The 22,457-nt window shown below is 69.5% G+C and carries 25 protein-coding genes; 13 read left to right on the top strand and 12 right to left on the bottom strand.

Annotated features, from left to right (window positions below; genetic code table 11):
* Positions 1-19: 19 nt before the first annotated feature.
* Positions 20-1,267, bottom strand: coding sequence for an MFS transporter (locus ACZ5YA_RS01290; RefSeq protein ID WP_464091894.1), 1,248 nt, complete (start codon positions 1,265-1,267; stop codon positions 20-22).
* A 117-nt stretch (positions 1,268-1,384) separates the two neighbouring features.
* On the opposite strand from ACZ5YA_RS01290, the gene ACZ5YA_RS01285 reads away from it, so the two are divergent.
* The gene (locus ACZ5YA_RS01285; RefSeq protein WP_059380571.1) at positions 1,385-1,840 is read left to right on the top strand and encodes a winged helix-turn-helix transcriptional regulator; all 456 of its coding nucleotides are present in this window, start codon (positions 1,385-1,387) and stop codon (positions 1,838-1,840) included.
* On the opposite strand, the gene ACZ5YA_RS01280 is transcribed toward ACZ5YA_RS01285, so the two are convergent.
* The 4 genes from ACZ5YA_RS01280 to ACZ5YA_RS01265 form a co-directional block, all read right to left on the bottom strand.
* Positions 1,837-2,817 (bottom strand): pyridoxamine 5'-phosphate oxidase family protein, encoded by a 981-nt coding sequence (locus ACZ5YA_RS01280; protein ID WP_280016491.1) that lies wholly within the window; start codon positions 2,815-2,817, stop codon positions 1,837-1,839. The two genes, ACZ5YA_RS01285 and ACZ5YA_RS01280, sit on opposite strands and share 4 nt — an antisense overlap.
* Positions 2,818-2,846: 29 nt before the next feature.
* Complete coding sequence (locus tag ACZ5YA_RS01275) at positions 2,847-3,485, bottom strand: glutathione S-transferase family protein (protein ID WP_059380569.1); 639 nt, start codon at positions 3,483-3,485, stop codon at positions 2,847-2,849.
* 123 nt (positions 3,486-3,608) lie between these two features.
* Entirely contained in the window at positions 3,609-4,514 is a 906-nt protein-coding gene (locus tag ACZ5YA_RS01270) for a LysR family transcriptional regulator (protein WP_118933746.1), read from the bottom strand.
* Positions 4,515-4,572: 58 nt separating this feature from the next.
* Positions 4,573-5,454 carry a LysR substrate-binding domain-containing protein gene (locus ACZ5YA_RS01265; RefSeq protein ID WP_464091893.1) on the bottom strand — a complete coding sequence of 294 codons (882 nt, stop codon included), beginning with the start codon at positions 5,452-5,454 and terminating at the stop codon, positions 4,573-4,575.
* Positions 5,455-5,582: 128 nt separating this feature from the next.
* On the opposite strand from ACZ5YA_RS01265, the gene ACZ5YA_RS01260 reads away from it, so the two are divergent.
* Entirely contained in the window at positions 5,583-6,254 is a 672-nt protein-coding gene (locus ACZ5YA_RS01260) for a flavodoxin family protein (protein ID WP_464091892.1), read from the top strand.
* On the opposite strand, the gene ACZ5YA_RS01255 is transcribed toward ACZ5YA_RS01260, so the two are convergent.
* From ACZ5YA_RS01255 to ACZ5YA_RS01225, 7 genes are all read right to left on the bottom strand, one after another.
* Complete coding sequence (locus tag ACZ5YA_RS01255) at positions 6,173-7,006, bottom strand: helix-turn-helix transcriptional regulator (protein WP_251880778.1); 834 nt, start codon at positions 7,004-7,006, stop codon at positions 6,173-6,175. The genes ACZ5YA_RS01260 and ACZ5YA_RS01255 overlap by 82 nt on opposite strands.
* Positions 7,007-7,027: 21 nt before the next feature.
* Positions 7,028-7,987 carry a proline dehydrogenase family protein gene (locus ACZ5YA_RS01250; RefSeq protein ID WP_464091891.1) on the bottom strand — a complete coding sequence of 320 codons (960 nt, stop codon included), beginning with the start codon at positions 7,985-7,987 and terminating at the stop codon, positions 7,028-7,030.
* A gap of 73 nt (positions 7,988-8,060) precedes the next feature.
* Complete coding sequence (locus ACZ5YA_RS01245) at positions 8,061-8,963, bottom strand: DMT family transporter (protein ID WP_059380563.1); 903 nt, start codon at positions 8,961-8,963, stop codon at positions 8,061-8,063.
* A 157-nt stretch (positions 8,964-9,120) separates the two neighbouring features.
* Positions 9,121-10,371 (bottom strand): D-amino acid dehydrogenase, encoded by a 1,251-nt coding sequence (locus ACZ5YA_RS01240; RefSeq protein ID WP_059380562.1) that lies wholly within the window; start codon positions 10,369-10,371, stop codon positions 9,121-9,123.
* A 108-nt stretch (positions 10,372-10,479) separates the two neighbouring features.
* Positions 10,480-10,917 carry an Rrf2 family transcriptional regulator gene (locus ACZ5YA_RS01235; protein ID WP_059380561.1) on the bottom strand — a complete coding sequence of 146 codons (438 nt, stop codon included), beginning with the start codon at positions 10,915-10,917 and terminating at the stop codon, positions 10,480-10,482.
* Positions 10,918-10,978: 61 nt separating this feature from the next.
* A complete protein-coding gene (gene hmpA / locus ACZ5YA_RS01230) occupies positions 10,979-12,196 on the bottom strand; it encodes an NO-inducible flavohemoprotein (RefSeq protein WP_464091890.1) in 1,218 nt (405 codons plus the stop codon).
* Positions 12,197-12,284: 88 nt separating this feature from the next.
* Positions 12,285-12,941 carry a 4'-phosphopantetheinyl transferase family protein gene (locus ACZ5YA_RS01225; RefSeq protein WP_464091889.1) on the bottom strand — a complete coding sequence of 219 codons (657 nt, stop codon included), beginning with the start codon at positions 12,939-12,941 and terminating at the stop codon, positions 12,285-12,287.
* A gap of 112 nt (positions 12,942-13,053) precedes the next feature.
* On the opposite strand from ACZ5YA_RS01225, the gene ACZ5YA_RS01220 reads away from it, so the two are divergent.
* Genes ACZ5YA_RS01220 through ACZ5YA_RS01170 form a run of 11 tightly spaced genes read left to right on the top strand, consistent with a single transcriptional unit; the run spans position 13,054 to position 22,448 of the window.
* Positions 13,054-13,779 carry a beta-ketoacyl synthase chain length factor gene (locus ACZ5YA_RS01220; RefSeq protein ID WP_059380558.1) on the top strand — a complete coding sequence of 242 codons (726 nt, stop codon included), beginning with the start codon at positions 13,054-13,056 and terminating at the stop codon, positions 13,777-13,779.
* Positions 13,776-14,615 (top strand): lysophospholipid acyltransferase family protein, encoded by an 840-nt coding sequence (locus ACZ5YA_RS01215; protein WP_223283414.1) that lies wholly within the window; start codon positions 13,776-13,778, stop codon positions 14,613-14,615. Before ACZ5YA_RS01220 ends, ACZ5YA_RS01215 begins: the two co-directional genes overlap by 4 nt.
* A 4-nt stretch (positions 14,616-14,619) precedes the next feature.
* Positions 14,620-14,880, top strand: a complete 261-nt coding sequence (locus ACZ5YA_RS01210) for a phosphopantetheine-binding protein (protein WP_059380556.1) — start codon at positions 14,620-14,622, stop codon at positions 14,878-14,880.
* 17 nt (positions 14,881-14,897) lie between these two features.
* Complete coding sequence (locus ACZ5YA_RS01205) at positions 14,898-15,152, top strand: acyl carrier protein (protein WP_013392999.1); 255 nt, start codon at positions 14,898-14,900, stop codon at positions 15,150-15,152.
* Positions 15,149-15,697, top strand: a complete 549-nt coding sequence (locus tag ACZ5YA_RS01200; protein ID WP_464091888.1) for a COG4648 family protein — start codon at positions 15,149-15,151, stop codon at positions 15,695-15,697. The genes ACZ5YA_RS01205 and ACZ5YA_RS01200 overlap by 4 nt, the downstream gene beginning before the upstream one ends.
* A 3-nt stretch (positions 15,698-15,700) precedes the next feature.
* Positions 15,701-17,401 carry an ApeI family dehydratase gene (locus ACZ5YA_RS01195; protein ID WP_464091887.1) on the top strand — a complete coding sequence of 567 codons (1,701 nt, stop codon included), beginning with the start codon at positions 15,701-15,703 and terminating at the stop codon, positions 17,399-17,401.
* Positions 17,388-18,140, top strand: coding sequence for a glycosyltransferase family 2 protein (locus ACZ5YA_RS01190; RefSeq protein WP_280016481.1), 753 nt, complete (start codon positions 17,388-17,390; stop codon positions 18,138-18,140). Before ACZ5YA_RS01195 ends, ACZ5YA_RS01190 begins: the two co-directional genes overlap by 14 nt.
* On the top strand, positions 18,137-19,060 hold the full coding sequence (locus ACZ5YA_RS01185; RefSeq protein ID WP_118933736.1) for an LpxL/LpxP family acyltransferase: 924 nt from the start codon (positions 18,137-18,139) through the stop codon (positions 19,058-19,060). Before ACZ5YA_RS01190 ends, ACZ5YA_RS01185 begins: the two co-directional genes overlap by 4 nt.
* Positions 19,053-19,496 carry an acyl-CoA thioesterase gene (locus ACZ5YA_RS01180; RefSeq protein ID WP_118933735.1) on the top strand — a complete coding sequence of 148 codons (444 nt, stop codon included), beginning with the start codon at positions 19,053-19,055 and terminating at the stop codon, positions 19,494-19,496. Before ACZ5YA_RS01185 ends, ACZ5YA_RS01180 begins: the two co-directional genes overlap by 8 nt.
* Positions 19,493-20,110, top strand: a complete 618-nt coding sequence (locus ACZ5YA_RS01175) for an outer membrane lipoprotein carrier protein LolA (RefSeq protein ID WP_223283413.1) — start codon at positions 19,493-19,495, stop codon at positions 20,108-20,110. The genes ACZ5YA_RS01180 and ACZ5YA_RS01175 overlap by 4 nt, the downstream gene beginning before the upstream one ends.
* Positions 20,094-22,448: an MMPL family transporter gene (locus ACZ5YA_RS01170; protein ID WP_464091886.1), complete on the top strand. Its 2,355-nt coding sequence runs from the start codon at positions 20,094-20,096 to the stop codon at positions 22,446-22,448. Before ACZ5YA_RS01175 ends, ACZ5YA_RS01170 begins: the two co-directional genes overlap by 17 nt.
* Positions 22,449-22,457: the final 9 nt, after the last annotated feature.

Below are 22,457 nucleotides of genomic sequence, written 5' to 3'. Positions count from 1 at the left end.
CCCACGCCGCGACAGGCGTCTAAAGAACCCCACGACGAGCATCCTCAGAACCAACGGCCAAACGCTCACCACGCGGCACCGTCACCACCCAGAACACCAACGCCACAACACTGATACCGGCACCCAACACGCAAACCCCCAGCCAGCCCGCCTGCGCATAAACCACCGTCGAAGCGATCGACCCCAATCCGCTGCCCACCGCATAGAACATCATGTACCCGCCGACCAATCGACTATGCGCCTGCGGATTCACGCTGAAGATCATGGTCTGATTCGTCACGTGCAGCGCCTGCAGAGCGATGTCCAGGACCAGCACGCCCAACGCCAGCAGCCACAGGCTTTGGTCCAGGAAGGCAATCGGCACCCAGGCCAGGCAAAGCAACGCCAGACCCGCGGCCGTGGTTCGCTCGCCCTGCCCGCTGTCGGCCAGTCGTCCCGCGCGCGCCGCCATCAGCACGCCCGCCACGCCCACCAACCCGAACGCGCCCACCGCGCTATGCGTCAGCGAATGCGGCGGCGCGCTCAGGGGCAGTACCAGCGCGGTCCAGAAGGCGCTGAAGGCGGCGAACATCAGCAGCGCGATCATGCCGCGCACGCGCAGCACGCGTTCGGTGGCCAACAGGCCGTAGAGCGAGCGCAGCAAGGCCCAGTAACCCATGTCCACCGCGGGCAGCCGGCGTTGCGGCAGGCGCCGCGCCAGCACCACCGCCAGCACGGCGGCCAGCGCCGCGGACACGACGTAGACCGCGCGCCAGCCCCAAAGGTCCGCCACGGCTCCGGCCAGCGTGCGTGCCAGCAACAGGCCGATGACTACCCCGCCTTGCGCGGCGCCAACCACGCGGCCTCGCTCGCCCGGTGCGGCCAGCGCCGCGGACAAGGCCAGCAGGCCCTGCGTCATTGCCGTTCCCAACAAGCCCAGCGCCACCATGCCCATCAATAACCAGGGCGTGCCGGCCGACAGCGCCACGGCCGCCAAGGACAGCACCAGCAGCGCCAACTGTCCCAGCATCAGGCGCCGGCGGTCCAGCAGGTCGCCCAGCGGCACCACGAACAGCAGCGCCAGCGCGCAGCCCAGTTGGGTGGCCGTGACCACGATACCCACCGCGCCTTCGGCGATGCCGAACTCGCGGCCGATGGCGTCCAGCAGGGGCTGGGCGTAATACACATTCGCCACGCTCAGGGCGCAGGCCACCGCCAGCAGCATGACCAGGGATCTGGGCATCGGGCCTGGGGGTGCGGAATCGGCGGGTTCTGGTCGGGCTGACATGTCTTGCTCCAATTTGGTTGCTTTATAAAACCAGAATAGTAGTTTTCAAGGTTTTATAATGCAACCGAAATTTCGATACGCCTGCCATCACCGCCTTTCCCTCAGCAAGGATCCGATATGGTCAAACGCACTAGTCTCGAAGGCGCCGCCTGCCCGGTGGCGCGCTCCCTGGACGCGATCGGCGACTGGTGGTCGCTGTTGATCGTGCGCGACGCCTTCGACGGACTGCGGCGCTTCGGCGAATTGCAGAAAAGCCTGGGCGTGGCCAAGAACATCCTCAGCGACCGGCTGCGCACGCTGGTGGCGCACGGCATCCTGGAAGTGGCGCCGGCCTCGGACGGCAGCGCCTACCAGGAATACGTGCTGACGGACAAAGGCCGGGCGCTCTTTCCGGTGATCGTGGGCTTGCGCCAATGGGGCGAAGAGCACTACTACGGCCCCGCCGAACCCCATTCGACGCTGATCGACCGCAAGCGCGGCCAGCCCGTGCGCAAGCTGGAAATCCGCGCGCAGGACGGCCGTCTGCTCGGGCCGGACGATGCCGTGGTGCAGAAGACCGCGCTCGCGGGCTAGCTCCGCTGCGCAGCCCCCGCGGCAGGCCATTGCCCGGTTGCCAGCGCGGTGGGCGAATACGAATCGAAGCGCCAGCGCAAGGCCAGCGCGCCGGGCCGGCGGACCACACGCCGCACATGCACCCGCCACAGCCGCTCGGCGCCCTCGAACTGCGCGATCTCCGGGCTGTCCAGGATGATTTCAGCGGCGCCCGTCAGCTGCAGCACGTCGCCGCGCTCGAAGTCCATGAACAGCAATCCGGCGCGCGGGTTGAGCACCATGTTGCCCAGGGTGTTGAAGAAGCGGTTGCCGGAAAAGTCGGGAATGGTCAGCACGTCGCCGTCCACCCGCACGAAGCCCGGCTTGCCGCCGCGGTGCGACACGTCGACCTTGCGGCCGCCTTCGTCCGCGTAGGTGGCCACGAAGAACGTGTCGGACCGGGCGATCAGCGCCCGCGCGGCATCGTCCAGTCCGCCACGCTCATTGGGCACGCCCGGAAAGCGCAGCGCCGGCGAACGCGAAAACTGGAATTCCCGGGCCTGGATGTATTGCGGGCAATTGCCGAAGGACTGCGTCACCGCCACCTCGAAGCGCTTGCCGTCCCAGGCCGCGATGCGGCCGTTGGCGCGGTTGCGCCGGCGCGTGTGCAGTTCGATTCCCAGCAGGCCCACCTGCCGGTCCGGCCCCAGGCCGGCCAGCAGCGGATCGTCGGCATCCGGCACGGCGGACACGCGCAGGCTGCGCGGATCGGGCGAGGACACGAAGCCGGGCAGGCCTTCCAGCACGCCGGCCCAGGGATCGCCCTGCCCGTCCACCGCGCCTGCGACCAGGAACGGCAACTGCTCAAAAAACAGGCGGTGCTGGTCCGGCATGTAGTCGCGGATGACTTTGGGTCCGGTCACCGCCATGCGTTCGGCGATCCCCACGTGCTGTTGCAGCAGGCGTTCGCCGGCATGCCAGGGCGACGGCGGGAGGGTGGCGGGCTCTGCGATGGACATGGCGTGCTCCTTGCGCGCGGCGCTCGCCCTCAGGCGGCCTGCAGGCCCACGGGCGAGCGGGGCATGGCCACGAAGCGCGGCAGGCTTTCGATGCGGCCCAGCCAGGCGCGCACGTGCGGATAGGCATCCAGCGAGACGTTGCCTTCAGGCGCATGCGCCACATAGGCATAACAGGCCACGTCCGCGATGGTGGGCGCCGCGCCCGCCAGGAAATCGCGCCCGGCCAGTTCGCCGTCCATGACCTTGAGCAAGGCATGGGCGCGGGCCAGCGTGCTGTCCACGTCATAGGCCGCGCCGAACAACGTCACCAGGCGCGCAGCCGCCGGGCCGATGGCCAGCGGACCGGATGCCACCGACAGCCAGCGCTGCACCGCCGCCGCGCCGGCGGGATCCTCCGGCAGCCAGGCCTGGCCGCCGTAGCGCTTGGCCAGGTAGACCAGGATGGCAGTCGAATCCGCGACCACCACTCCGTCATCGTCGATGACCGGCACCTGGCCGAAGGCGTTGAGCGCCAGGAACGGCGGGCGTTTCTGCTCGCCGCCGCGCAGGTCCACGTCGACCTTGCGGTGCGGCACGTCCAGCAGGGACAGCATCAGGGCGACGCGATGGGCGTGGCCGGACAGGGGAAAGCCATAGAAGGTCAGCGAGGGGGTCTGGGCGGTTTGCATGAGCGGGCTCCAAGTCGGATACAGGCTCCATCTTGGGCCGGCGCCGGGCGCGCGTGAACGGCCAGCGGCGGCAAGACACTCTTGCAGCGGATGAAAGAAAGATGGCGAGCGCGGGCCCGGACGCTACGCCGGCAGCGTCGCCAGATCGCGCCGCAAGGCCTCGACGCAGAACTCCACGAAGCTGCGCACCTTGGCCGAACTCTTGCGGCCTTCCGGATACACCAGGTGGACCGGCAGCGGCGGCAGCTCGAAGTCGCGCAGCACCACCTCCAGGGCGCCGCTGGCCAGGTGCCGCGCCACCTGGTAGGACACCACCTGCGTCAGCCCCCAGCCCTCGCAGGCCGCCAGCACCGCGGCCTGAAAGGACGTGACCGTCAGCTGCGAATCGACGCGCAGGCTGCGGGGCTGGCCGTCCTGCTGGAAGCGCCATTGCGGCGTGCGGCCCTCCATGGCGGCGGTGACGGTGCAAAAGCGCGGCAGCGACTCCAGGTCCCGCGGCACGCCGTGTTCGCGCAGGAAGGCGGGCGCGGCGCAGACCACGCGGCGCACCTGCCCCACCGGCACCGCCGTCAGCGTCGAATCCGGCAAGGCGCCGATGCGCACCGCGACGTCCACCCGTTCGTCCAGCAGGTTCACCACGCGGTCCACCAGCAGCGTGCGCACGGAAACTTCGCGGTGCGTGCGCAGATAGGCCAGCACCGCCGGCATCACGTGCAATTCGCCGAAGAACGCCGGCGCAGTGATGCTGAGCGCGCCTCGCGGCGCGGCCATCGCGCCGGTCACGGCGTCGTCGGCCTGCTCCACTTCGTCGAGGATGCGGCGGCAGTCGTCGGCATAACGCTGGCCGGCCTCGGTCAGGCGCAGGCTGCGCGTGGTGCGCACCAGCAGCAAGGCGCCCAGCCGCCGCTCCAGCGCCGAAACGCTGCGCGTGACGGTCGGCGCCGACATCTCCAAGCGGCGCGCCGCCGCGGCGAAACTCTGCGCTTCGGCCACCGCCAGGAATACGCTCATTTCATGGAATCGATTCACGCCTTGCGGCCTCCGCGCTGATTTTGGGAAAGAGAGTAGAAGCGCGCGCAGGGGCGCGTCAATCGAACTCCTTGCGCAACCACCCCAGGAAAGCCTTGACCGGCGGATGGCGTTCGCGGCCCGGCGCGCACAGCGCGGTGTAGGCGGCCCCCGCCACCCGCACTTCAGGGCGATACGCCGCCAGGGTGCCCGCCGCCACGCTGTCCGACACCATGACGGAGCTGGCCAGCACCAGGCCCTGGCCGGCAATGGCGGCCTGCAGGGCATAGTGCTCTTCCTCGTAGGCATGCAGCGCCGCCGGCTTGCGCCAGGACGGCAGGCCTGCCGCCTCGCACCAGTCCAGCCAGCCCTGCTCGTACAACTGCGAATCGCGCCAGCGCACGGTCACCAGCGACGGCGCGCGCCTGCCCGGCCGGGCGGCCAGCGCGGGCGCCCCATAGACGCCGAACCACTCCTGCAACGAGCAGGCGGCGTGCAGCCCGGGCCAGCGCGCGCGGCTGTAGCGGATGGCCAGGTCGACGCTGGCGTCGCGCAGCAGGTCCACCGTTTCGGGGCTGGTGTTCAGGTTCAGCTGGTATTGCGGAAACGCCGCGTAGAAGCGCCCCAGCCGCGGCACCAGCCATAAGGCCGCGAACGAATGCGTGGTGGACAGCGTCAGCGCACCCGAGGCCGGCGCGGTGCGCAAGGCGTCCAGGGTCTGCGCCACGTCGAGCAAGGCGCCATGCACGCCTGCAAAAAGGCGCGCCCCCTTCTCCGTCAGGCGCACGCCGCGCGGCACGCGTTCGAAGAGCGCGTAGCCCACGTGCCGCTCCAGCGCCTTGACCTGATGGGACACGGCCGTGGCCGTGACCGCCAGTTCGGCCGCGGCCAGTTTGAAGCTGAGCAATCTGGCGGCTGCCTCGAAGGTGCGCAACGCGGTCACCGGTAGCGTGGCAAACATGGATTCCTGGCTCTATGGATGAAATCAATTCATCATATTCAAGGATTCATCATTTGTCGCCTGTCAGTCCGTAAGACAGAATTTTCCTCACCACATGGAAGCGTCCATGCCAACAAGAGGAACCAGACATGAATTCAGATCATCCCACCAAGCGCCTGCTGATCCTGGTCGGCAGCCCGCGGCGCGACGGCAACAGCGCGGCCCTGGGCGCGGCCGCGCTGCGCGGGGCCGAGACGGCGGGCACCCAGGCCACGCTACTGTTCCTGGACGACTACATCGAGGCCTTCCAGCCGGACTTGCGGCGTTCGCCCCCGCCGACCGACCGATACTCCGAGCTGTTCCTGGAACACTTCTTGCCGGCCGACGGCGTGCTGATCTGCACCCCGATCTACTGGTACGGCATGTCGGCGCAGACCAAGGCGTTCTTCGACCGATCGTTCAGCCACTATGCCGGCCAGGGCCCCGAGCCCGACCGGGTGAAGCAGCGCATGACCGGCAAGCGCCTGGGCCTGGCGGTCGCGTCCGAGGAAACCTACCCCGGCGCGGCGCTGGGCATCGTGCACCAGATCCAGGAATACGCGCGCTACACCCATTCGGACTTCGTCGGCTACGTGCATGGCGCCGGCAACCTGCGCGGCGAAATCGCGGCGGATCCGCGCCAGCCGCTGCAGGCGGCGGCCGAACTGGGCGCCGCGTTCTTTACCCGCAAGTACTCCGACTACCGGGTGGAAACGCCGCGCGCCCGCAATGTCTGGGAGCCCGCCCCTGCGTTGCGCAGCACGCCGGGCGTGCTGCCGTAGACCTGCTTGAACACGCGGGTCAGATGGGCCTGGTCGGCGAAGCCCACGGCATGCGCGGCGTCGGCCAGCGCCAGGCCGTCGCGCAGCAGCGCCCGGGCCCGCGCCACCCGCCAGTTGCGCAGCCAGGCCTGCGGCGGCAGGCCGTAGCGCCGCGCGAACTGCTTGACCAGGGTGGTCCGGTGGCGGTCCTGCGCCAACGCCAGGGCCTCCAGGTCCGGCGCGCAGGCCGGGTCGGCGGCCATGCGTGCGCGCAGCAGCGCGCAGACGTCGGACTCGTCGCCGGCCGCTGCGGGGCTGGCCTGCGCATGCGCCGCCAGCAGGCCGAACAGCGCCGCGGAGATGCGCTCGCGACGCTCGGGGTCGGCGATGGGATCTGGCGTGAGTGCGTCCAGCCACGCCTGGCATAGCGCCGTATCGCGGATGACGGGCCCCGCCAGCGCTGCGCCGCCTGCGTACAGCGCAAGTTCGTGGTTCCTGAACCAGGCCTGATCGATATAGGCCATGCGGTACCCCAGCGGCGCATCCGAAGTGCCGCCGGTATGGACTTGGCCAGGCGCAATCACCACCAGATCGCCCTCGCCCGCGGCCTGCGGCTCGCCATGCACGGTGAAGGCGCAGCGGCCCTGCGCGATGGCGCCGATGGACCAGGCGTCGTGGAAGTGCGGCGCATAGCGGTAGCCGCGCAGGTCCGCGATCAGGACGTCGCCGGGCAGGCCGGCGCCGCAATGCCAGATGTGTCGGGAAACCGCCATGGATACGTGTGCGTGGGGCGCCTAGCCGAAGTAGCTCTGGTCCGAGGTCAGCGTGCGGGCCAGCAGCCATGCGTTGCGGGGATTCTCGCCCACGCGGCGCACGGCATATGGCCACCAGTCGCCGCCAAAGGGCAGATAGACCCTGACGTTATAGCCCAAACGGCGCAGCGCGAGCTGCCAGTCCGGCCGCACGCCGTAGAGCATTTCGAATTCGAAGGCTTCGGGCGGCCAGCCGCGCTCCCGCGCCAGCGCCAGGATGGCGCCGGCCAGGCGGTCGTCATGGGTGCCGAAGACGGGCTGGAAGCCGGAATCCAGCGCCTCGCGCGACAGCATGATGGCGGCGGCGTCCAGATAGGCCTGGTCGATGCGCGCGCGGCCGGCGTGGTCCAGCGCGCGCTCCGGAAACGCGCCCTTGACCAGCCGCAGCGACGTGCGCTGGCGAATCGCCCAGGCCAGGTCCTGCGGCGTGCGGCGCCGCTGCGCCTGTAGCGTCAGGCCTGCCGGTATGCCGGCTTGCAGCAGTTCGCGGTGCAAGGCGCAGGTGCGGTCGCAGATGGAGGAATCTTCCATGTCCAGCACCATCCAGTCGCGTCCCAGGCCGACCGTCCGGCGCGCCGCCAGGCCGATGCGCCGGGCATTGTCGCGGCCCAGCGCATCGTCGCGCATATAGCCGATGGCCGTGGGATCGACAGACACGTGCACGTCCAGCCCCGCATGCTCCAGCGCCCGGCAGGCGCCGAGCGCCTGGGCCACGTTGTGCTCGATGGCCTGGGGATCGTCCACGTATTCGCCCAGGTAGAAGAGCGAGGCGCGGATGCCGTGCGCCTCGCGCAGCCTGGCGGCCGTGCGGACGGCGGCGTCGACGTCCGCGCCGCCGACGAAACGGGCCGCCAGCGACGTGCGGGCCGCCATGGCCCGCATCGCCCGCCCCACGCCCGGGCTGCGCGCCAGCGCGATCGCGGTTCTCTGGAACATGCTCATGGGCTCTCTCCCTATAAAGAGAGCCACTGTGCCGGTGCGGCGCGCGCCCGTCTTGAACGCCAGTGAAAACTTCCTAATCCAGCGCCAACCCGCGGGCGCGGCCGAACAGCGGGCGCTGCACCGTCTGCGCCAGCAGCACGCCGGCCAGCGTCACCGCGCCGCCCAGCAGGTGGTACAGGTGCAGCTGCTCGCGCAGCATGACGAAAGCGGCCAGCGCGGTGAACAGCGGCAACAGGTTGATGAAGATGCTGCAGCGATTGGGCCCCAGCCGCTGCACGCCTTCGATCCACAGGAAGGACAGCAGCACCGACGAGAAGATGCCCGCGTACAGGATCAGCGGCACCGTGTTCATGTCCAGCGCGGCCTGCGCCGCCGGCACGCGCAGGTACAGCGGCAGCATGTAGAGCAGCGCGAAGATCGATTGCACGAAGGTGGACTGCCAGGCCGGCAGCGGCACCTTCCAGTGGCGCAGCAGCACGCCGTACAGCGCATAGGACAAGGCGGCCAGCAGCATCAGGCCGTCACCGACGTGGATGCCGTGCTGGAACACGCTCAGCATGTCGCCCTGGCCCACCAGGTACAGCAGGCCGAGGAACGACAGCGCGCCGCCGGCAGCCATGCCCAGGGTCAGCGGATCGCGCAGGATCACCACGCTGAGCAGCATGCTCAGCAAGGGAATCAGCGCGGTCAGGATGGCCATGTTGGTGGCGGTGGTGGTTTCGGCTGCGCGATAGGACAGCGCCTGGAACACTGCCGACGACAGGGCGCCGTACAGCGCCAGCTTGGGCCAATGGCGCAGGATGGTCTTGCGGTTGCGCCAGGCCGGGCCGGCCGTGAACAGGCCCATCAGGAACAGGGCCAGCACCAGCCGGTAGAAGGTGATGGCGGTGGGTGAGATGGCGCTGGCGGCCATCTTGGAGACGATGACGTTGCCCGCCCAGAACAGGATGGCGAACAACGGAAACAAGTAGGACATGGTGGTTGCGCTCGGAGGATGAGAGATGGCCTCCTGCCGCCCGCGGCGCCCCTTTGGGGCGACGCAGGCGGCAGGAGTATCGCTATCCTATTGAGCGCGATCCAGTCCGTCTGCCGATGAAAAGGCAGCCACTATCGCAAAATGGACATCGCCCGTATCAGGGGCGGAACGGCGCCGGATCCAGCGGCAGCTCCAGCCCGCCCATCTGGGCCGTCAACAGCGCGGCGCTGCCGCAGGCCAGGGTAAAGCCCAGCGCGCCCTGCCCGATGTTCAGCCACAGGTTGTCGGCGGCATGGCTGCGCCCGATCAGAGGCTTGCTGGTGGGGGTGGCCGGACGCAGCCCCGCCCAAGGTACTGCCTGGCGCAGGTCCAGCGCCGGAAACGCCTCGTGCACCTGGCGCTTGAGCAACCCGATGCGCGCCGTGTCGATGCCGGCATCGGCGCTGCCGATGTCGACCATGGCCGCGATCCGCAGCACGCCGCCGACGCGGGCGTAGACGATGCGCCTTTCGTAGTCCGTGACGCTGATGCGCGGCGCCACCGAGTCGTCGTCCTCGGCCAGCGGCACGCTCAGGCTGTAGCCCTTCAGGGGATACAGCGGCACGTCATGGCCCAGCGGTTTGAGCAGCGTGCGCGTGCCGATGCCGGTGGCCAGCACGATGGCGTCGGCGCCGATGTCGCCATCGCGCGTGTTCACCGCCACGATGCGGCGCCCTTCGCGCTGCAGGCCGGACACCGGATTGGACATGGCGCATTGCACGTTGGCCATGGTCTGCAGGCGGTCGAACAGCGCCTCGGTGAACTGGCGGCAGTCGCCCGCCTCTTCGCTGGGGGTGTAGATGGCCCCGGCCAGGCTTGCGCCCATGCCGGCCAGCGCGGGTTCCAGCGCCAGCGTCTGGGCGGCGTCCAGCACCTGCTGTTCGGCGCCGTGGTCGGCCTGGTACGCCACCAGTTCGCGCGCCTTGTCCAGCAGGGCCGGACTGCGGTAGGCGATGAGCTTGCCGTTCTTCAGATGGCCGAAATCCAGGTCTTCCTGCTCCAGCAGCGAATGCATGACGTCCCGGCTCAGATAGGACAGGCCAGCCAGCTGGACCGTGGAAGCCTTGGCCACCGAGGCCCGGCACGCCAGCGCGAATTGCAGGCACCAGCGCCATTGATGGGGATCCAGCCTGGGCCGGAAACGCAGCGGGGAATCCTCGCGCAGCAGCCAGCCCGGCACGCTGGGCAGCACGCCGGGACCGGCCAAAGGCGCCACGTAGCTATAACTGAGCTGGCCGCCATTGGCGTAGCTGGACACCTCGGCCGGACGCGCCTGGCTGTCCACCAGCACCACGTCATGGCCCTGGCGCGCCAGGAAATAGGCCGACGTGACGCCCACGACGCCAGCGCCGATTACGCAAACCCGCATACTCTTAGATCCAGAAAGACAGGGACACCGCGCTATTCTGGGACGCGCCCCGCCCGTCCGGCAAATGCCAAACTCCGCAGGGTCCATAACAAAACATCATGCCCCGCCTCAGGCGACGCGGTGCAGCTTGATGATGGCGGCGGCCGTGGGGTCGCGCACCAGATCGGCCAGGGTGTAGCCGTTAAGCGCCTCGTAGAAGGCCTGCAAGGTTTGCGCCAGCACGCCGGACAAGCGGCACGCACCGTCCAGCGCACAGGGAGGCTCGCGGCAGTCGATCAGCGGCCCCTGCTGCTCCAGCTGCCGGATCAGGTCGCCCAGCCGGTAGCGGTCGGCGGCCTGCGACAGCCGCAGGCCGCCGCCCTTGCCGCGCGAGGTGCTGACCCAACCCTGCTGCGCCATGAAGTGCACCACCTTCACCAGATGATTGCGCGACACGCTGAAGCGGTCGGCGATCTCCGGAATGGTGACGGCGGCGGACCGGTCGCGGCATTGCGTCAGGTACATCAGGACGCGCAGGCCGAAATCGGTGAATCGGGTCAGTTGCATGGCTGGGACGAAAGGAATGGGCGCTGGCGGCCCGGAAACTCAGGCCGCCAGGATACACCGCTCAGGCGGGCGCGCCGCCGCTGCCGAAGGCTTCGGCATGGATGCGGTCCGCGGGCACGCCCAGGCCGGTCAAGGCCTCGCGCTGCGCGCGCATGAAGCCGGCCGGGCCACACAGGTAGTAGTCCGCGCCAGGCACGATGACTTCGTCGCGGATGGCGTTCAGGTCCACCCGGCCGGCGTAATCGTAGTCGCGGCCCGGCTCGTCGCCGTGGCCGACCTCCTCGTAGAACACGGCCTTGCGCACGTTGGCGCGTTCGGCGGCGATGCTGTTGACGTGATCGCGCATGGCGTGGACCGAGTTGTTGCGGCAGCCGTGCACGAAACGGATCTGGCGCTCGTCGTTCAACCCCACCAGATGGTTCAGGATGGAGACCATGGGCGTCAGGCCCACGCCGCCGCTCAGCAGCACCACCGGCGCGCTGCCTTCGTCGCGCAGATGGAAATCGCCCTGGGGCGGCGCCACGTCCAGCACCCCGCCCTCTTCCAGGCGGTCATGCAGGGCGTTGGAAACCCGGCCGGCCGGCGTATCGGCGCCAGCCGCTTCGCGCTTGACCGAGATGCGCAGGCGGTCCTGGCCCGGCGCGTCGGACAGGCTGTACTGGCGCGGCTGCATCAGGCCCAGTTCGGGCACGAACACGCGCACCGACACGTACTGGCCGGGGCGGTAGGCGGGCACTTCGCCGCCATCGGCCGGCGCCAGGTAAAAGGACGTGATCTCGGCGCTTTCGCGCTGCTTGCCGACCACGCGGAACGCACGCCAGCCGGTCCAGCCGCCCGGCTTGGCGGCCGACTCCGCGTACAGGCGCGCCTCTTCGGCGATCAGCAGGTCGGCCAGTTGGCCGTAGGCCGCGGCCCAGGCAGCCACCAGTTCTTCCGTCGCCGCCTCGCCCAGCACTTCGCTGATGGAGGCCAGCAGATGCTTACCCACGATCTGGTAGTGCTCGGGCCGGATGCCCAGGCTGACATGCTTGTGCACGATGCGCGTCACCACGGGCATCAGCACCGAGGGATCGTCGATGTGCTCGGCATAGGCCGCGACCGCGCCGGCCAGCGCCTGCTGCTGCTCGCCGCCGGCTTGGTGACCTTGATTGAAGACATGCTTGAGCTCGGGGTTGTGCTTGAACATGCGGGCATAGAAATGCTTGGTCAGCGCAACGCCGTGCGTCTTGAGAACGGGCGCCGTGCCCTTGACCAGGGCGCGGATTTGGGGACTCAACATCAACTGCTCCTTGTGGCGCGATCGGAATCGCCATTAAACATGCATTTATAATACATCTTTAAATGCCCGCTGAAAAACACCAGGCGATTCAATCCGGTCCGGAAGTCCACCCGCCCAGGATGGCAAGCGGCGGTAACACGCAATCGGCCCCGGCGCGCCATTGGGGTCGCGCCGCGTCGTCAGCCGGTCCGCGCCACGCCACGGACGCGATCCAGTCCTCGCCCAGGCGCCACGAACAGGCGCGCCACCGCCCCGGCGGCGCACGCAGACGCCACCCCGCCTTTCCGTCGAACGCCAGGCCCACTGCGGCCATGTCCGCGGGGAAATCCAGTCCGGCCGCCTTGATGAAGGCTTCCTTCAGCGTCCACAAGAGATAAAAGCGTTCCAATTGGGCTGCGCCTTCCAGGCCGGCCAGCGCGGCTTGCTCGGTCGGCGCGCATACCCACTCGGCCAGGCGCAGGACCTCGCGCGGCCGCACCCGCTCCAGATCGGCGCCCAGTTGCCACCCCAGCGGGGCGGACGCGCAGACCGCGTGACCGCCGCTATGGCTGAGCGACAGGGTTGCAAGCGGCATGGCCTGCCTGGCGTCCTGCAGCAGCGCCCTGCTGACCCGCCAATCGACCTGGGCCTTCGAACTGCGCAGCGCCGGCGCACGCGCGGCGTCCGCGGCCGACAGGTCCTGGCTGCGGTAGCCAGCAGCGGCGCCTTTGTCTGCCCACCAGATTAAAAGTTCCTGAACGCTCACGGGAGAAAGTAACAAATAGCAAGCTTAAGTGTAAGAAATACAGGAAATATTGTGTATTATGTAACGTTTTAAATCAAAATGGCCTGACATCGCCATAGTAGAATCGCGCGCTATGTTGACGTTTTCGATCGCGCAATGGCAGGGTTGGGCGCAAGGAATCGATGGCCCCAGCGACTGGTTGAAATGGGCCGAACATCCGTTCTGCCCGATCGGAAATCAGAATCCGCCCCGCCTGGACTTCCTGCCTCCCTTGCAACGCCGCCGCCTGAGCCCGCTGGCTCGCGGGGTGTTCGAGTGCGCGTGGCCGTTGGCCGAGGGACGCCCACCCATGCCGCTGGTATTTGCCTCCCGCCATGGCGAAACCACCCGCAACTTCGGCCTGCTGCAAGCACTGGCGGCGGACGAACCCTTGTCGCCCACGGCCTTCGGCCTGTCGGTCCACAACGCCATCGCCGCGCAGTGGTCGATCATACGCCGCGAAACCACCGAATCCGTGGCCTTGTCGGTGGAAGACGACGGCCTGGAGCATGCCTGCATCGAAGCGTCGATGCTGTTCGACGCCGGCCACCAGGACGTGCTCGTGGTGCTGGCCGAGGAACGGCCGCCCGCGCCTTACGCCCCCTGGATGGATGACGCGCCCTACGCTTATGCGGTCGCCCTGCATCTGCAGCCCGGCGCCGACTGGACCTTGGCCCTGGCTCCGCAGGCGCCCGATGCCGCCCGCGGCGCGCAGGCCTGGCCCAATCCCCTGAACCTGCTGCGCCACCTCCTGCTGCGCACGCCCGGCTGGCGCCACGCCAACCGCTCCCGACTATGGAACTGGACACGCACGGCATGACGAGCGCCACACCACCGCGGCAGGACTTCTGGCTCTGGCGCCTGTTCGCCACCGGCATGGCCTTCACCCTCTTCGGGCTGGGCGGCGTGCTGCTGCGCGTGCTGGTGTTCCCGCCCCAGCGCTTGCTGCCCGGCGACAAGGCGGACCGCCAGCGCCGCGCGCGCGGCGCGCTGAACGGCACCTTCCGCCTGTTCATCCGTTTCATGGTCCGAACCGGCATCCTGACCGTGGAATTCAAGGGCGCCGAACGTCTCGGCAAGCCCGGACAGATGATCCTGGCCAACCACCCTTCGCTGTTGGACGTGGTGTTCCTGGTGGGCCACGTCAAGAACGCCAACTGCATCGTCAAGCACGGCCTGGCCACCAACCCGTTCACCCGCGGCCCGGTGGCCAATGCCGGCTACATCACCAACGACGAAAGCTTCGACATGTTCGACCGCGCCGCCGACGTGCTGCGCGCGGGCGAGACCCTGATCGTCTTTCCGGAAGGCACGCGCACGCCGCGCGACGCCATGCCGCGCTTTCATCGCGGCGCCTGCGCCATCGCGCTGCGCGGCGCGCGCGTGGTCACGCCCGTGGTCATCAGCATGAATCCCCGCAGCCTGACCAAGGGCGAGCCCTGGTACCGGATTCCGCCCTGCCGCATGCGCTACGTGATCCGCGTGGGCGAGGACATCGATCCCGCCGCCTGGAGCGGCGCGCACCCGCTGCCCATCGCCGGACGCAAGATGAACGATTACCTGCACGCCTATTTCGAAGCCGAGCTGGCGCCCGCCGCGCCCGCCGGCGCCATCATGAATGAACAACCGCCCCAGGCGGTGGAAGTGGAGTCCTGACCGGATGAACCAACTGGAATTTGAACTCAAGACCCTCGTCATCGAATCGCTGGGCCTGGAGGACATCGCGCCCGACGATATCGACAGCGATGCCCACCTCTTCGGCGACGGACTGGGACTGGACTCGGTGGACGCCCTGGAGCTGGGCCTCGCGCTGCAAAAGCGCTACGGCATCACCATCGATCCCGAAACGCGCAACATGCGCGAGCATTTCGCCAGCATCGCCAAGCTGGCCGAGTTTGTCGGCGCCCAACGCCGCGCCTAATGGATATGGAGTCCAGGATGCATACCCGCGACGAAATCTTCAATACGCTGCGCGGCGCGCTGGTCGAACTGTTCGAGATCGAACCTGAACGCATCACGCCCGAAGCGAACCTATACACGGATCTGGAGATCGACAGCATCGACGCCATCGACCTCATCGACCACGTGCGCCGCCAGACCGGCCGCAAGCTCGACGCCAACGACTTCCGCACCGTGCGCACGGTCGAGGACGTGGTGCAGGCCATGTGCCAGAAACAGGACCCCGCCGCATGAGACGCGGCGTGGCGGCAGCCCTGGCCGTGGCCGGCATCGCCTATCCCTTCGCCGTCCACGCGGCGCTGGGACGGGTGAGCCCCGCCTGGCTGGCGCTGCCGCTGGCCCTGCTGTGGCTGGCGCGCGGCCTGACCGCGGATGCCGCCCGGCCGGGCGCGCGCCTGCTGCCCGCCGTGGCGGTGGCGTTCTGCCTGATCCTGGCCATCTCGAATTCGCAAGACTGGCTGCGCTGGTATCCGGTGCTGGTCAACGGCATGATGCTGGCGATCTTCGGCGCCAGCCTGCGGCGCGGCCGCCCCGTGATCGAACAACTGGCCCGCCTGCGCCATCCCGACCTGCCGCCTGAAGGCGTGCGCTACACCCGCAATGTCACCCGCGTGTGGTGCGCCTTCTTCGCCCTGAACGGCAGCGTGGCCGCGGCGCTGGCGGCCTGGGGCCCCTGGAGCTGGTGGACCGCCTACAACGGCGCCATGAGCTATGTCCTGATGGGCCTGCTATTGGCGGGCGAATGGCTGCTGCGCCCCGCCGCTGCCAAGGCGGCGTAAAGCATGGCCTGGACCGATCTCTCGCAGCTGCTGCTGCCCGCCCCGCCTGACTTGGCCGGCGCCCTGGCCGCCGACGAGCCGCCGCTGACGCGCGAGGCCTTTGCGTGCGCCAGCCTGCAGGCTGCGGGCGCCTTGCAGGCCAGGCAGTTGCGGCGCGTCGCGATCTGGTTCGAGGACGCCGCGCAGATGGCCGTCGCCCTGTTCGCCTGCTGGCGCGCCGGCGCGGTCGCGGTGCTGCCGGGCGACGCCCAGGCGCAGACCTGCGCCATGCTCGACGCCACGGTGGACGCCTGGCTGAGCGACACCGAGCTGCCGCTGCCGGCGCAACGGCTGTGCCGGCTGGCCGACCTGCAAGGCCACGCGCCGCTCGCGCCCGCCGAACTGGATTCCGCGTTGACGCTGGTGCTGTGCACCTCGGGATCCAGCGGCACGCCCAAACATATCGCCAAGCACTGGCGGCAACTGATGGAAGAAGTCCGCGCGCTGCAACGGCAATGGCCCGATGCGCGCGGCCCCGTGCTGGGCAGCGTATCGGCGCAGCACATGTACGGCCTGCCCTTCAGGGTGCTGTGGCCGCTGTGCGCGGGACGCCAGCTGGACCGGCCGCAGCGCCTCTATCCCGAAGAACTGCAGCAGGCCAGCCTGCGCCATCCGGCCTGCACCTGGATCGCCAGCCCCGCGCTGCTGCGCCGCCTGGGACAGCGGCTGGATTGGAACCAGTTGCGCGGCCGCCTGACCCGCATCCACTCCTCCGGCGGCGAACTGCCCGCCGAGGCATCCGACCACATCGCGCAGCACCTGGGCCTGCGCCCCAGCGAGATCTACGGCAGCTCCGAAACCGGCGCCGTCGCCTGGCGCGAAGGCGACAGCCCCTGGCAGCCGCTGCCAGGCGTGGCCGTCGAACTGAACGCCGAAGGCGCCCTGCGCGTGCAATCGCCCTGGGTCAACCCCGCCGAGGCGCAGACCGCCGACGGCGCGGAGCTTGCGCATGGCGGTTTCCGGCTGCTGGGGCGCCTCGACCGCATCGTGAAGATCGAGGAAAAGCGCATTTCGCTGCCCATGCTGGAACAGGCGCTGGCGCGCCATCCCTACGTTGCCGAAGCACGCCTGGGCGGTCTGGCCGGGGCCACGCGCCTGGCCGCGCTGGTCGCCCTGTCGGCGCGGGGCCTGCATGCCTTGCGCAACCAGGGCCGCAAGGCGCTCGTGGACGCCCTGCGCGCGCATCTGGCCGCAGGCTTCGAATCGCTGGCCATTCCGCGCACCTGGCGCTTCTTCGCACAGCTGCCCGCCAACGCCCAAGGCAAGCTGCCGCGCAGCCTGTTCGACGCCGCCGCGGGCGCCCGGCCGCTTGCGCCCGAGGCGGTGGAACTGCCCCGCCCGTCGGAGCACGAACGCCGCTATGCGCTGGAAATTCCCTACGACCTCGCCCATTTCAGCGGCCATTTCCCCACGGCTCCCGTTGTGCCCGGGGTGGCCCAGATCGGCTGGGCCATGTCGCTGGCGCAACGCGACCTTCATCCCGAGCTGCGTTTCGCCGGCATGGAGGCGCTGAAATTCCAGCGGCTGCTGCGTCCGGGCGATACCGCCATGCTGGCGCTGAAATGGGACGCCGCGAAGCAGAAGCTGTATTTCACCTACACGGTCAACGACGCGCCCTGCTCGTCCGGCCGCATTCTGCAGGCAGGCGGCCATGCCCCCGCATAAGCTCTGCGCGCTCATTCCCGTGTACAACCACGGCGCCACGGTCGCCGCGGTGCATGCGCAGCTGGTGGCGCAAGGCTTGCCCTGCGTGCTGGTGGACGACGGCTCCGAGCCGTCTTGCGCGGCGGCGCTGGATGCGTTGGCGACCCAGCCGCATACGCATCTGCTGCGGCGCGCGGTCAACGGCGGCAAGGGCGCGGCGGTGCAGGACGGGCTGCGCGCGGCGGCGGCGCTGGGCTATACCCACGCCTTGCAGGTCGACGCCGACGGCCAGCACGCCCTGGCGGACGCGGCGGCCTTCGCGGCGGCCTCCCGGGCCCGGCCCGAAGCCCTCGTCTGCGGCGCGCCGCTGTATGGCGACGATGTGCCGCGCAGCCGTCTCTACGGCCGCTGGCTGACGCGCGTGTGGGTCTGGATCAACACGCTTTCGCTCGACATCCCCGACGCCATGTGCGGTTTCCGCGTCTACCCGCTGGCCGCGGCGCTGCCCGTGATCGACGGCGCGCGCGTAGGCCGGCGCATGGATTTCGACATCGCCGTCCTGGTGCGCCTGCACTGGCGCGGGGTCGCGATGGTGTGGCTGCCGACGCGCGTGGCCTACCCGGAAGACGGCATTTCCCACTTCAAGGGCCTGCGCGACAACCTGCTGATCAGCCGCATGCATGCGGGCCTTTTCTTCGGCATGCTGGCGCGCTCGCCGGCGCTGCTGTGGCGCAGGCTTGCCGGAGGTCCGCGTCCATGAACGCCGCCGATCAGCATTGGGCCGATCAGCCCGAGCGCGGCAGCGCCCTGCTGATGCGCCTGACGGCCTGGGCCGCGCGCACCCTGGGCCGCCGCCTCGTCGCGCCCGTGGTCTGGTTGGTCGTGCTGTATTTCTATGCCAGCGGCAGCCGCGCCCGGCGTTCGATCGCGGCCTACCAGCGCCGTCTGGCGCAATCCGGCGCGCTGGCCGAGCCGCTGCCGCGCCGCATGCCGGTCTACCGCCAGTACCTCGCGTTCGCCAACGCCATCCTCGACAAGCTGGACGTCTGGCAGGGCAAGATCACGATGGCCCATCTGGACATCGCCGACCCTGACGGCCTGCATGCGCAAATGGGCAGGAACCGCGGCCAGATCCTGGTCGGCTCGCACCTGGGCAATATCGAGGTCTGCCGCGCGCTGGCGGAGCAAAGCGGCACCTTGAAACTCAATGTGCTGGTGCACGACAAGCACGCGGTTCATTTCAACCGCCTGCTGCACGAGGCCGGCGGCGGACTGCGCATGATCCAGGTCAGCGAGCTGGATGCTCCCGCCATGCTGGACCTGGCGCAGCGCCTGGACCGCGGCGAATGGCTGGCCATCGCCGGCGACCGCGTGCCGCTGCAGGGCGACCGTTGCACGCCCGTGGACTTCCTGGGCGCCAGCGCGCTGCTGCCGCAAGGCCCCTGGCTGCTGGCCGGCCTGTTGCGCTGCCCGGTCAACCTGCTGTTCTGCACGCGCCACGGCGCGCGCTACCGCGTGGCGATGGAACGCCTGTCGGACGGCATCGAATGGACGCGCGCCACGCGCCAGGCCCGCATCGCCGAGCTGGCCCAGCGCTACGCCGACCGCCTTGCCGCGCACTGCCGCCTGGCGCCGCTGCAATGGTTCAACTTCTACCCTTTCTGGAAAGACGATGCGTAAACGGGGCGTCATCGGCGCTGAAGTCGAAATCCGCGTGCCCTTCTTCGACGTGGATCCCCTCAACGTGGTCTGGCACGGACACTACGTCAAATACCTGGAACAGGCCCGCTGCGAACTGCTGGACCTGCTGGGACACAACTATGACGCCATGCGCGCCAGCGGCTACGCCTGGCCGGTCATCGACCTGCATCTGCGCTATGCCCAGCCCGCGCAATTCGGCCAGCGCCTGACGGTGCGCGCCGAACTGGTGGAATGGGAGCACCGGCTGAAGATCAACTACCTGATCCTGGACGCCGCCAGCGGCCAGCGCCTGACGCGGGCCACGTCCGAACAGGTGGCGGTTTGCATCCAGACCCGCGAAATGCAATTGACCTCGCCCGCCGCGCTGGTCGACGCCGTGCGGCGCAAGCTGCAATCGATGGAGACGCCCGCATGACGCGCCGCCTGGTTTTCATGCGCCGCCTGTGCGCCCTGCTGGCCTTGGCCCTGCTGCCCCTGGCCGCCCGCGCCTTCGATCTGGCCGATCTGCAAACGCAACTGAACGCCACGCCTGTCGTGCGCGGCCATTTCGTGCAGCAGAAGTTCCTGCGCTCGCTGCCGCAGCCGCTGACCAGCCGCGGCGATTTCACGCTGGCGGCGGGCAAGGGCCTGCTGTGGCTGCTGCGCACGCCGATCGCGCAGGACCTGCGCATCGACACCCGCGGCATCTCGCGGCGCGACGAAGCCGGCAAATGGCAGGCCCTGCCGCAACACGCCGGCGCCGGCCGCGAGAACCGGCTGTTCCTGTCCGTGCTGGCAGGCGACACCGCCGGGCTGCGCGAAAACTTCGACCTGGCGCTCAGCGGCGACGCCGATGCCTGGCAGCTGCTGCTGACGCCGCGCTCGGCGCTGCTGCGGCAGATCTTCGACAACATCCAGATCAACGGCGGCAAGCTGGTCGACCGCATCGAGCTGCGCGAGACGCAGGGCGACCGCAGCGTGCTGCAGATGACGGATGCGCAGGCCGCCCAGGCCCTGACCGCCGAGGAGCAACGTGCGTTCGCCGATTGAGCGCTGGCTGCCGCGGCTGTTCAAGCTGGGGCTGCTGCTGATTCTCTGCGCCGGCGCCTGGCAAAGCCGCCATGGCTCGCCGGTGTCGGCCAACCTGATGGAGCTGGTGCCCCAGGCCGGCGCCGACGCCACGCGCCAATTGGCCGAGGCCCGCATCCAGGAACCCCTGTCGCGGCAGCTCATCGCGCTGGTCGCGGCTCAAAGCGCAGACGCCGGCGCGGATGCCGCAGCCCCCGCACGCCTGCTGGCGCAGCGCTGGACCGACAGCGGCCTGTTTTCTTCCGTGCAGGTGGAACTGCAAGTCGACGTGCCCGCGCTGCGCGCGCAACTGCTGGCTGGCAGGCTGGCCATGCTCCCTGCGGCCGACCGGCATCAGCTCGAGACCGATCCCGCGGCCTACGCCCAGCGCCGCGCGCGCGAACTCTCCGATCCGTTTTCATCTTCGGGCCTGGTGCCGGCGGACCAGGACTGGCTGGGCCTGACGCGCCGCGCCGAACAGGCGCTGCGCCCGGGCGGCGCGGTGCAGTACGACATGGGCACGGGCACCCTGCAGGCCGAACACGCCGGCAGGCGCTGGATGCTGGTGCGCGCCGAAACCCGCGGCGATGCCTTCGACGCGGCCGCGCCCCAGCAAATCGCCGCGCGGCTCGAACAGGACCGCGCGGCACTCGGCGCGGCCGGCGCCGAGCTGCTGGTGGCGGGCGGTCCCCTGTACGCGGCCGCGGGCCGGGCGCAAGCGGTTGCCGAAAGCAGCTGGATCGGTACCGGCGCCACCATCGGCATCGTGCTGGTCCTGCTGCTGGCGCTGCGGCGCGTGCGCGCGCTGCTGGCTTTCGTGCCGGTCGCCGTCGGGCTGCTGACGGGCGCGGTGGCCTGCGTGGCGGTGTTCGGCTCCATCCATGTCCTGACCCTGGTGATCGGCGCCAGCCTGATCGGGGTGGCGGTGGATTTCCCCATGCACTGGCTGGGCAAGAGCTATGGCATGACCGACTGGCAGGCCTGGCCCGCGCTGCGGCGCGTCCTGCCCGGGCTCACCATCAGCCTCGCCGCCAGCCTGGTCGGCTACGTCGCGCTGGCGTTCACGCCGTTTCCCGCGCTGACGCAGACCGCGGTGTTTTCGGCCGCTGGCCTGCTGGGCGCCTACGCCTGCACCGTGTGCCAGTTGCCGGCCTGGATGGACGGCTGGCGGCCCCGCCCCTGGCAGCCGCTGCTGCGCTTTGCCGAGGCCGCGCTGCGCGCGCGTCAGCGCCTGGCCGGACGCCGCGCCGCCCTCTGGCTGGGCGCCCTGGCCCTTATCGCCGCCACTGCCGGCGGCATCAGCCGGCTGAGCATCCAGGACGATCTGCGGCAATGGCTCAGCCTGCCCGCGCCCTTGCTGCAGCAGGCCCGGCAGATCGGCGAAATCACCGGCTTCATGCCGACCAGCCAGTTCTTCCTGGTGCGCGCGCCCGACGCCGACGAGTTGCTGCGCAGGCAGGCGCGGGTGTCGCAGGCGCTGGACGCGCTGGTCGCGCGCGGCGATCTCGCCGCCTACAACGCCTTGAGCCAGCTGGTCTCGCCGGCTGCCGACCAGAAGGCGCTGGGCGCGACGCTGGCCGGCCTGGCCGCGCAGCCCGACGCCTGGAAGCCGCTTACCGACATCGGCATCCCCTACGCGGCCATGCGCCAGGAACTGGAGTCCATGGCCGCGCTGCCGCCGCTGGCCATCGAGGACGCGCTGCAAGGCCCGCTGGCGGAGCGCTGGCGGCCGCTATGGCTGGGCCTGCGCGACGGGCAGGCTGCGGGCATGGTGACCCTGCTGGGCCTGCGCGACGCGTCCGCGCTGGAGGCCATCGCCCAGGTTGCGCCGGACGTCACGCTGGTGGACCGCAGCGGCGAACTGAACCGCATGTTCGCGGCCACGCGCATCGAAGCCGCCGAACTCAAGCTGCTGTCCTATGGGGTCGCGGCGCTGTTGCTGCTGCTGACCCTGGGCCGCGCCGCCGCCTGGCGCATCCTGGCCGTGCCGCTGGCGGCCACCGCATGCAGCCTGGCCGCGCTGGGCTACCTGGGCCAGCCGCTAACCCTGTTCAGCCTGTTCGGCCTGCTGCTGGTGTCGGCCATCGGCGTGGACTACGCCATTTTCATGTACGAACGGGTCGCGGGCGCGGCCGCCAGCCTGGTCGGCATCCTGCTGGGCGCAGCCACCACGCTGCTGTCCTTCGGACTGCTCGCGGTCAGCCAGACGCCCGCCATCGCCAACTTCGGGCTGGCGGTGGCGCTGGGCGTGGCCTTCTCGCTGCTGTGGGCGCCCTGGATCAATCCGCCGCGCGCAGCCGCAGCATCCTGCTTTCAATAACTAAAAGGA

The organism is Achromobacter sp. JCM 18799 (assembly GCF_055395645.1).
Note: the sequence above shows the minus strand (reverse complement) of the source record. Positions and strands in the feature narration are given on the sequence as shown.

Excerpts from the sequence above, each read along its gene's own strand:
- ACZ5YA_RS01250 (WP_464091891.1), bottom strand. The coding sequence starts at position 7,987 with ATGAGCATGTTCCAGAGAACCGCGATCGCGCTGGCGCGCAGCCCGGGC.
- ACZ5YA_RS01195 (WP_464091887.1), top strand. The coding sequence starts at position 15,701 with ATGGCCTGGACCGATCTCTCGCAGCTGCTGCTGCCCGCCCCGCCTGAC.
- ACZ5YA_RS01200 (WP_464091888.1), top strand. The coding sequence starts at position 15,149 with ATGAGACGCGGCGTGGCGGCAGCCCTGGCCGTGGCCGGCATCGCCTAT.
- ACZ5YA_RS01215 (WP_223283414.1), top strand. The coding sequence starts at position 13,776 with ATGACGAGCGCCACACCACCGCGGCAGGACTTCTGGCTCTGGCGCCTG.
- hmpA (WP_464091890.1), bottom strand. The coding sequence starts at position 12,196 with ATGTTGAGTCCCCAAATCCGCGCCCTGGTCAAGGGCACGGCGCCCGTT.
- ACZ5YA_RS01190 (WP_280016481.1), top strand. The coding sequence starts at position 17,388 with ATGCCCCCGCATAAGCTCTGCGCGCTCATTCCCGTGTACAACCACGGC.
- ACZ5YA_RS01265 (WP_464091893.1), bottom strand. The coding sequence starts at position 5,454 with ATGTTTGCCACGCTACCGGTGACCGCGTTGCGCACCTTCGAGGCAGCC.
- ACZ5YA_RS01275 (WP_059380569.1), bottom strand. The coding sequence starts at position 3,485 with ATGCAAACCGCCCAGACCCCCTCGCTGACCTTCTATGGCTTTCCCCTG.
- ACZ5YA_RS01205 (WP_013392999.1), top strand. The coding sequence starts at position 14,898 with ATGCATACCCGCGACGAAATCTTCAATACGCTGCGCGGCGCGCTGGTC.
- ACZ5YA_RS01280 (WP_280016491.1), bottom strand. The coding sequence starts at position 2,817 with ATGTCCATCGCAGAGCCCGCCACCCTCCCGCCGTCGCCCTGGCATGCC.
- ACZ5YA_RS01175 (WP_223283413.1), top strand. The coding sequence starts at position 19,493 with ATGACGCGCCGCCTGGTTTTCATGCGCCGCCTGTGCGCCCTGCTGGCC.
- ACZ5YA_RS01245 (WP_059380563.1), bottom strand. The coding sequence starts at position 8,963 with ATGTCCTACTTGTTTCCGTTGTTCGCCATCCTGTTCTGGGCGGGCAAC.
- ACZ5YA_RS01185 (WP_118933736.1), top strand. The coding sequence starts at position 18,137 with ATGAACGCCGCCGATCAGCATTGGGCCGATCAGCCCGAGCGCGGCAGC.
- ACZ5YA_RS01260 (WP_464091892.1), top strand. The coding sequence starts at position 5,583 with ATGAATTCAGATCATCCCACCAAGCGCCTGCTGATCCTGGTCGGCAGC.
- ACZ5YA_RS01180 (WP_118933735.1), top strand. The coding sequence starts at position 19,053 with ATGCGTAAACGGGGCGTCATCGGCGCTGAAGTCGAAATCCGCGTGCCC.
- ACZ5YA_RS01220 (WP_059380558.1), top strand. The coding sequence starts at position 13,054 with ATGTTGACGTTTTCGATCGCGCAATGGCAGGGTTGGGCGCAAGGAATC.
- ACZ5YA_RS01285 (WP_059380571.1), top strand. The coding sequence starts at position 1,385 with ATGGTCAAACGCACTAGTCTCGAAGGCGCCGCCTGCCCGGTGGCGCGC.
- ACZ5YA_RS01210 (WP_059380556.1), top strand. The coding sequence starts at position 14,620 with ATGAACCAACTGGAATTTGAACTCAAGACCCTCGTCATCGAATCGCTG.
- ACZ5YA_RS01255 (WP_251880778.1), bottom strand. The coding sequence starts at position 7,006 with ATGGCGGTTTCCCGACACATCTGGCATTGCGGCGCCGGCCTGCCCGGC.
- ACZ5YA_RS01240 (WP_059380562.1), bottom strand. The coding sequence starts at position 10,371 with ATGCGGGTTTGCGTAATCGGCGCTGGCGTCGTGGGCGTCACGTCGGCC.
- ACZ5YA_RS01290 (WP_464091894.1), bottom strand. The coding sequence starts at position 1,267 with ATGTCAGCCCGACCAGAACCCGCCGATTCCGCACCCCCAGGCCCGATG.
- ACZ5YA_RS01235 (WP_059380561.1), bottom strand. The coding sequence starts at position 10,917 with ATGCAACTGACCCGATTCACCGATTTCGGCCTGCGCGTCCTGATGTAC.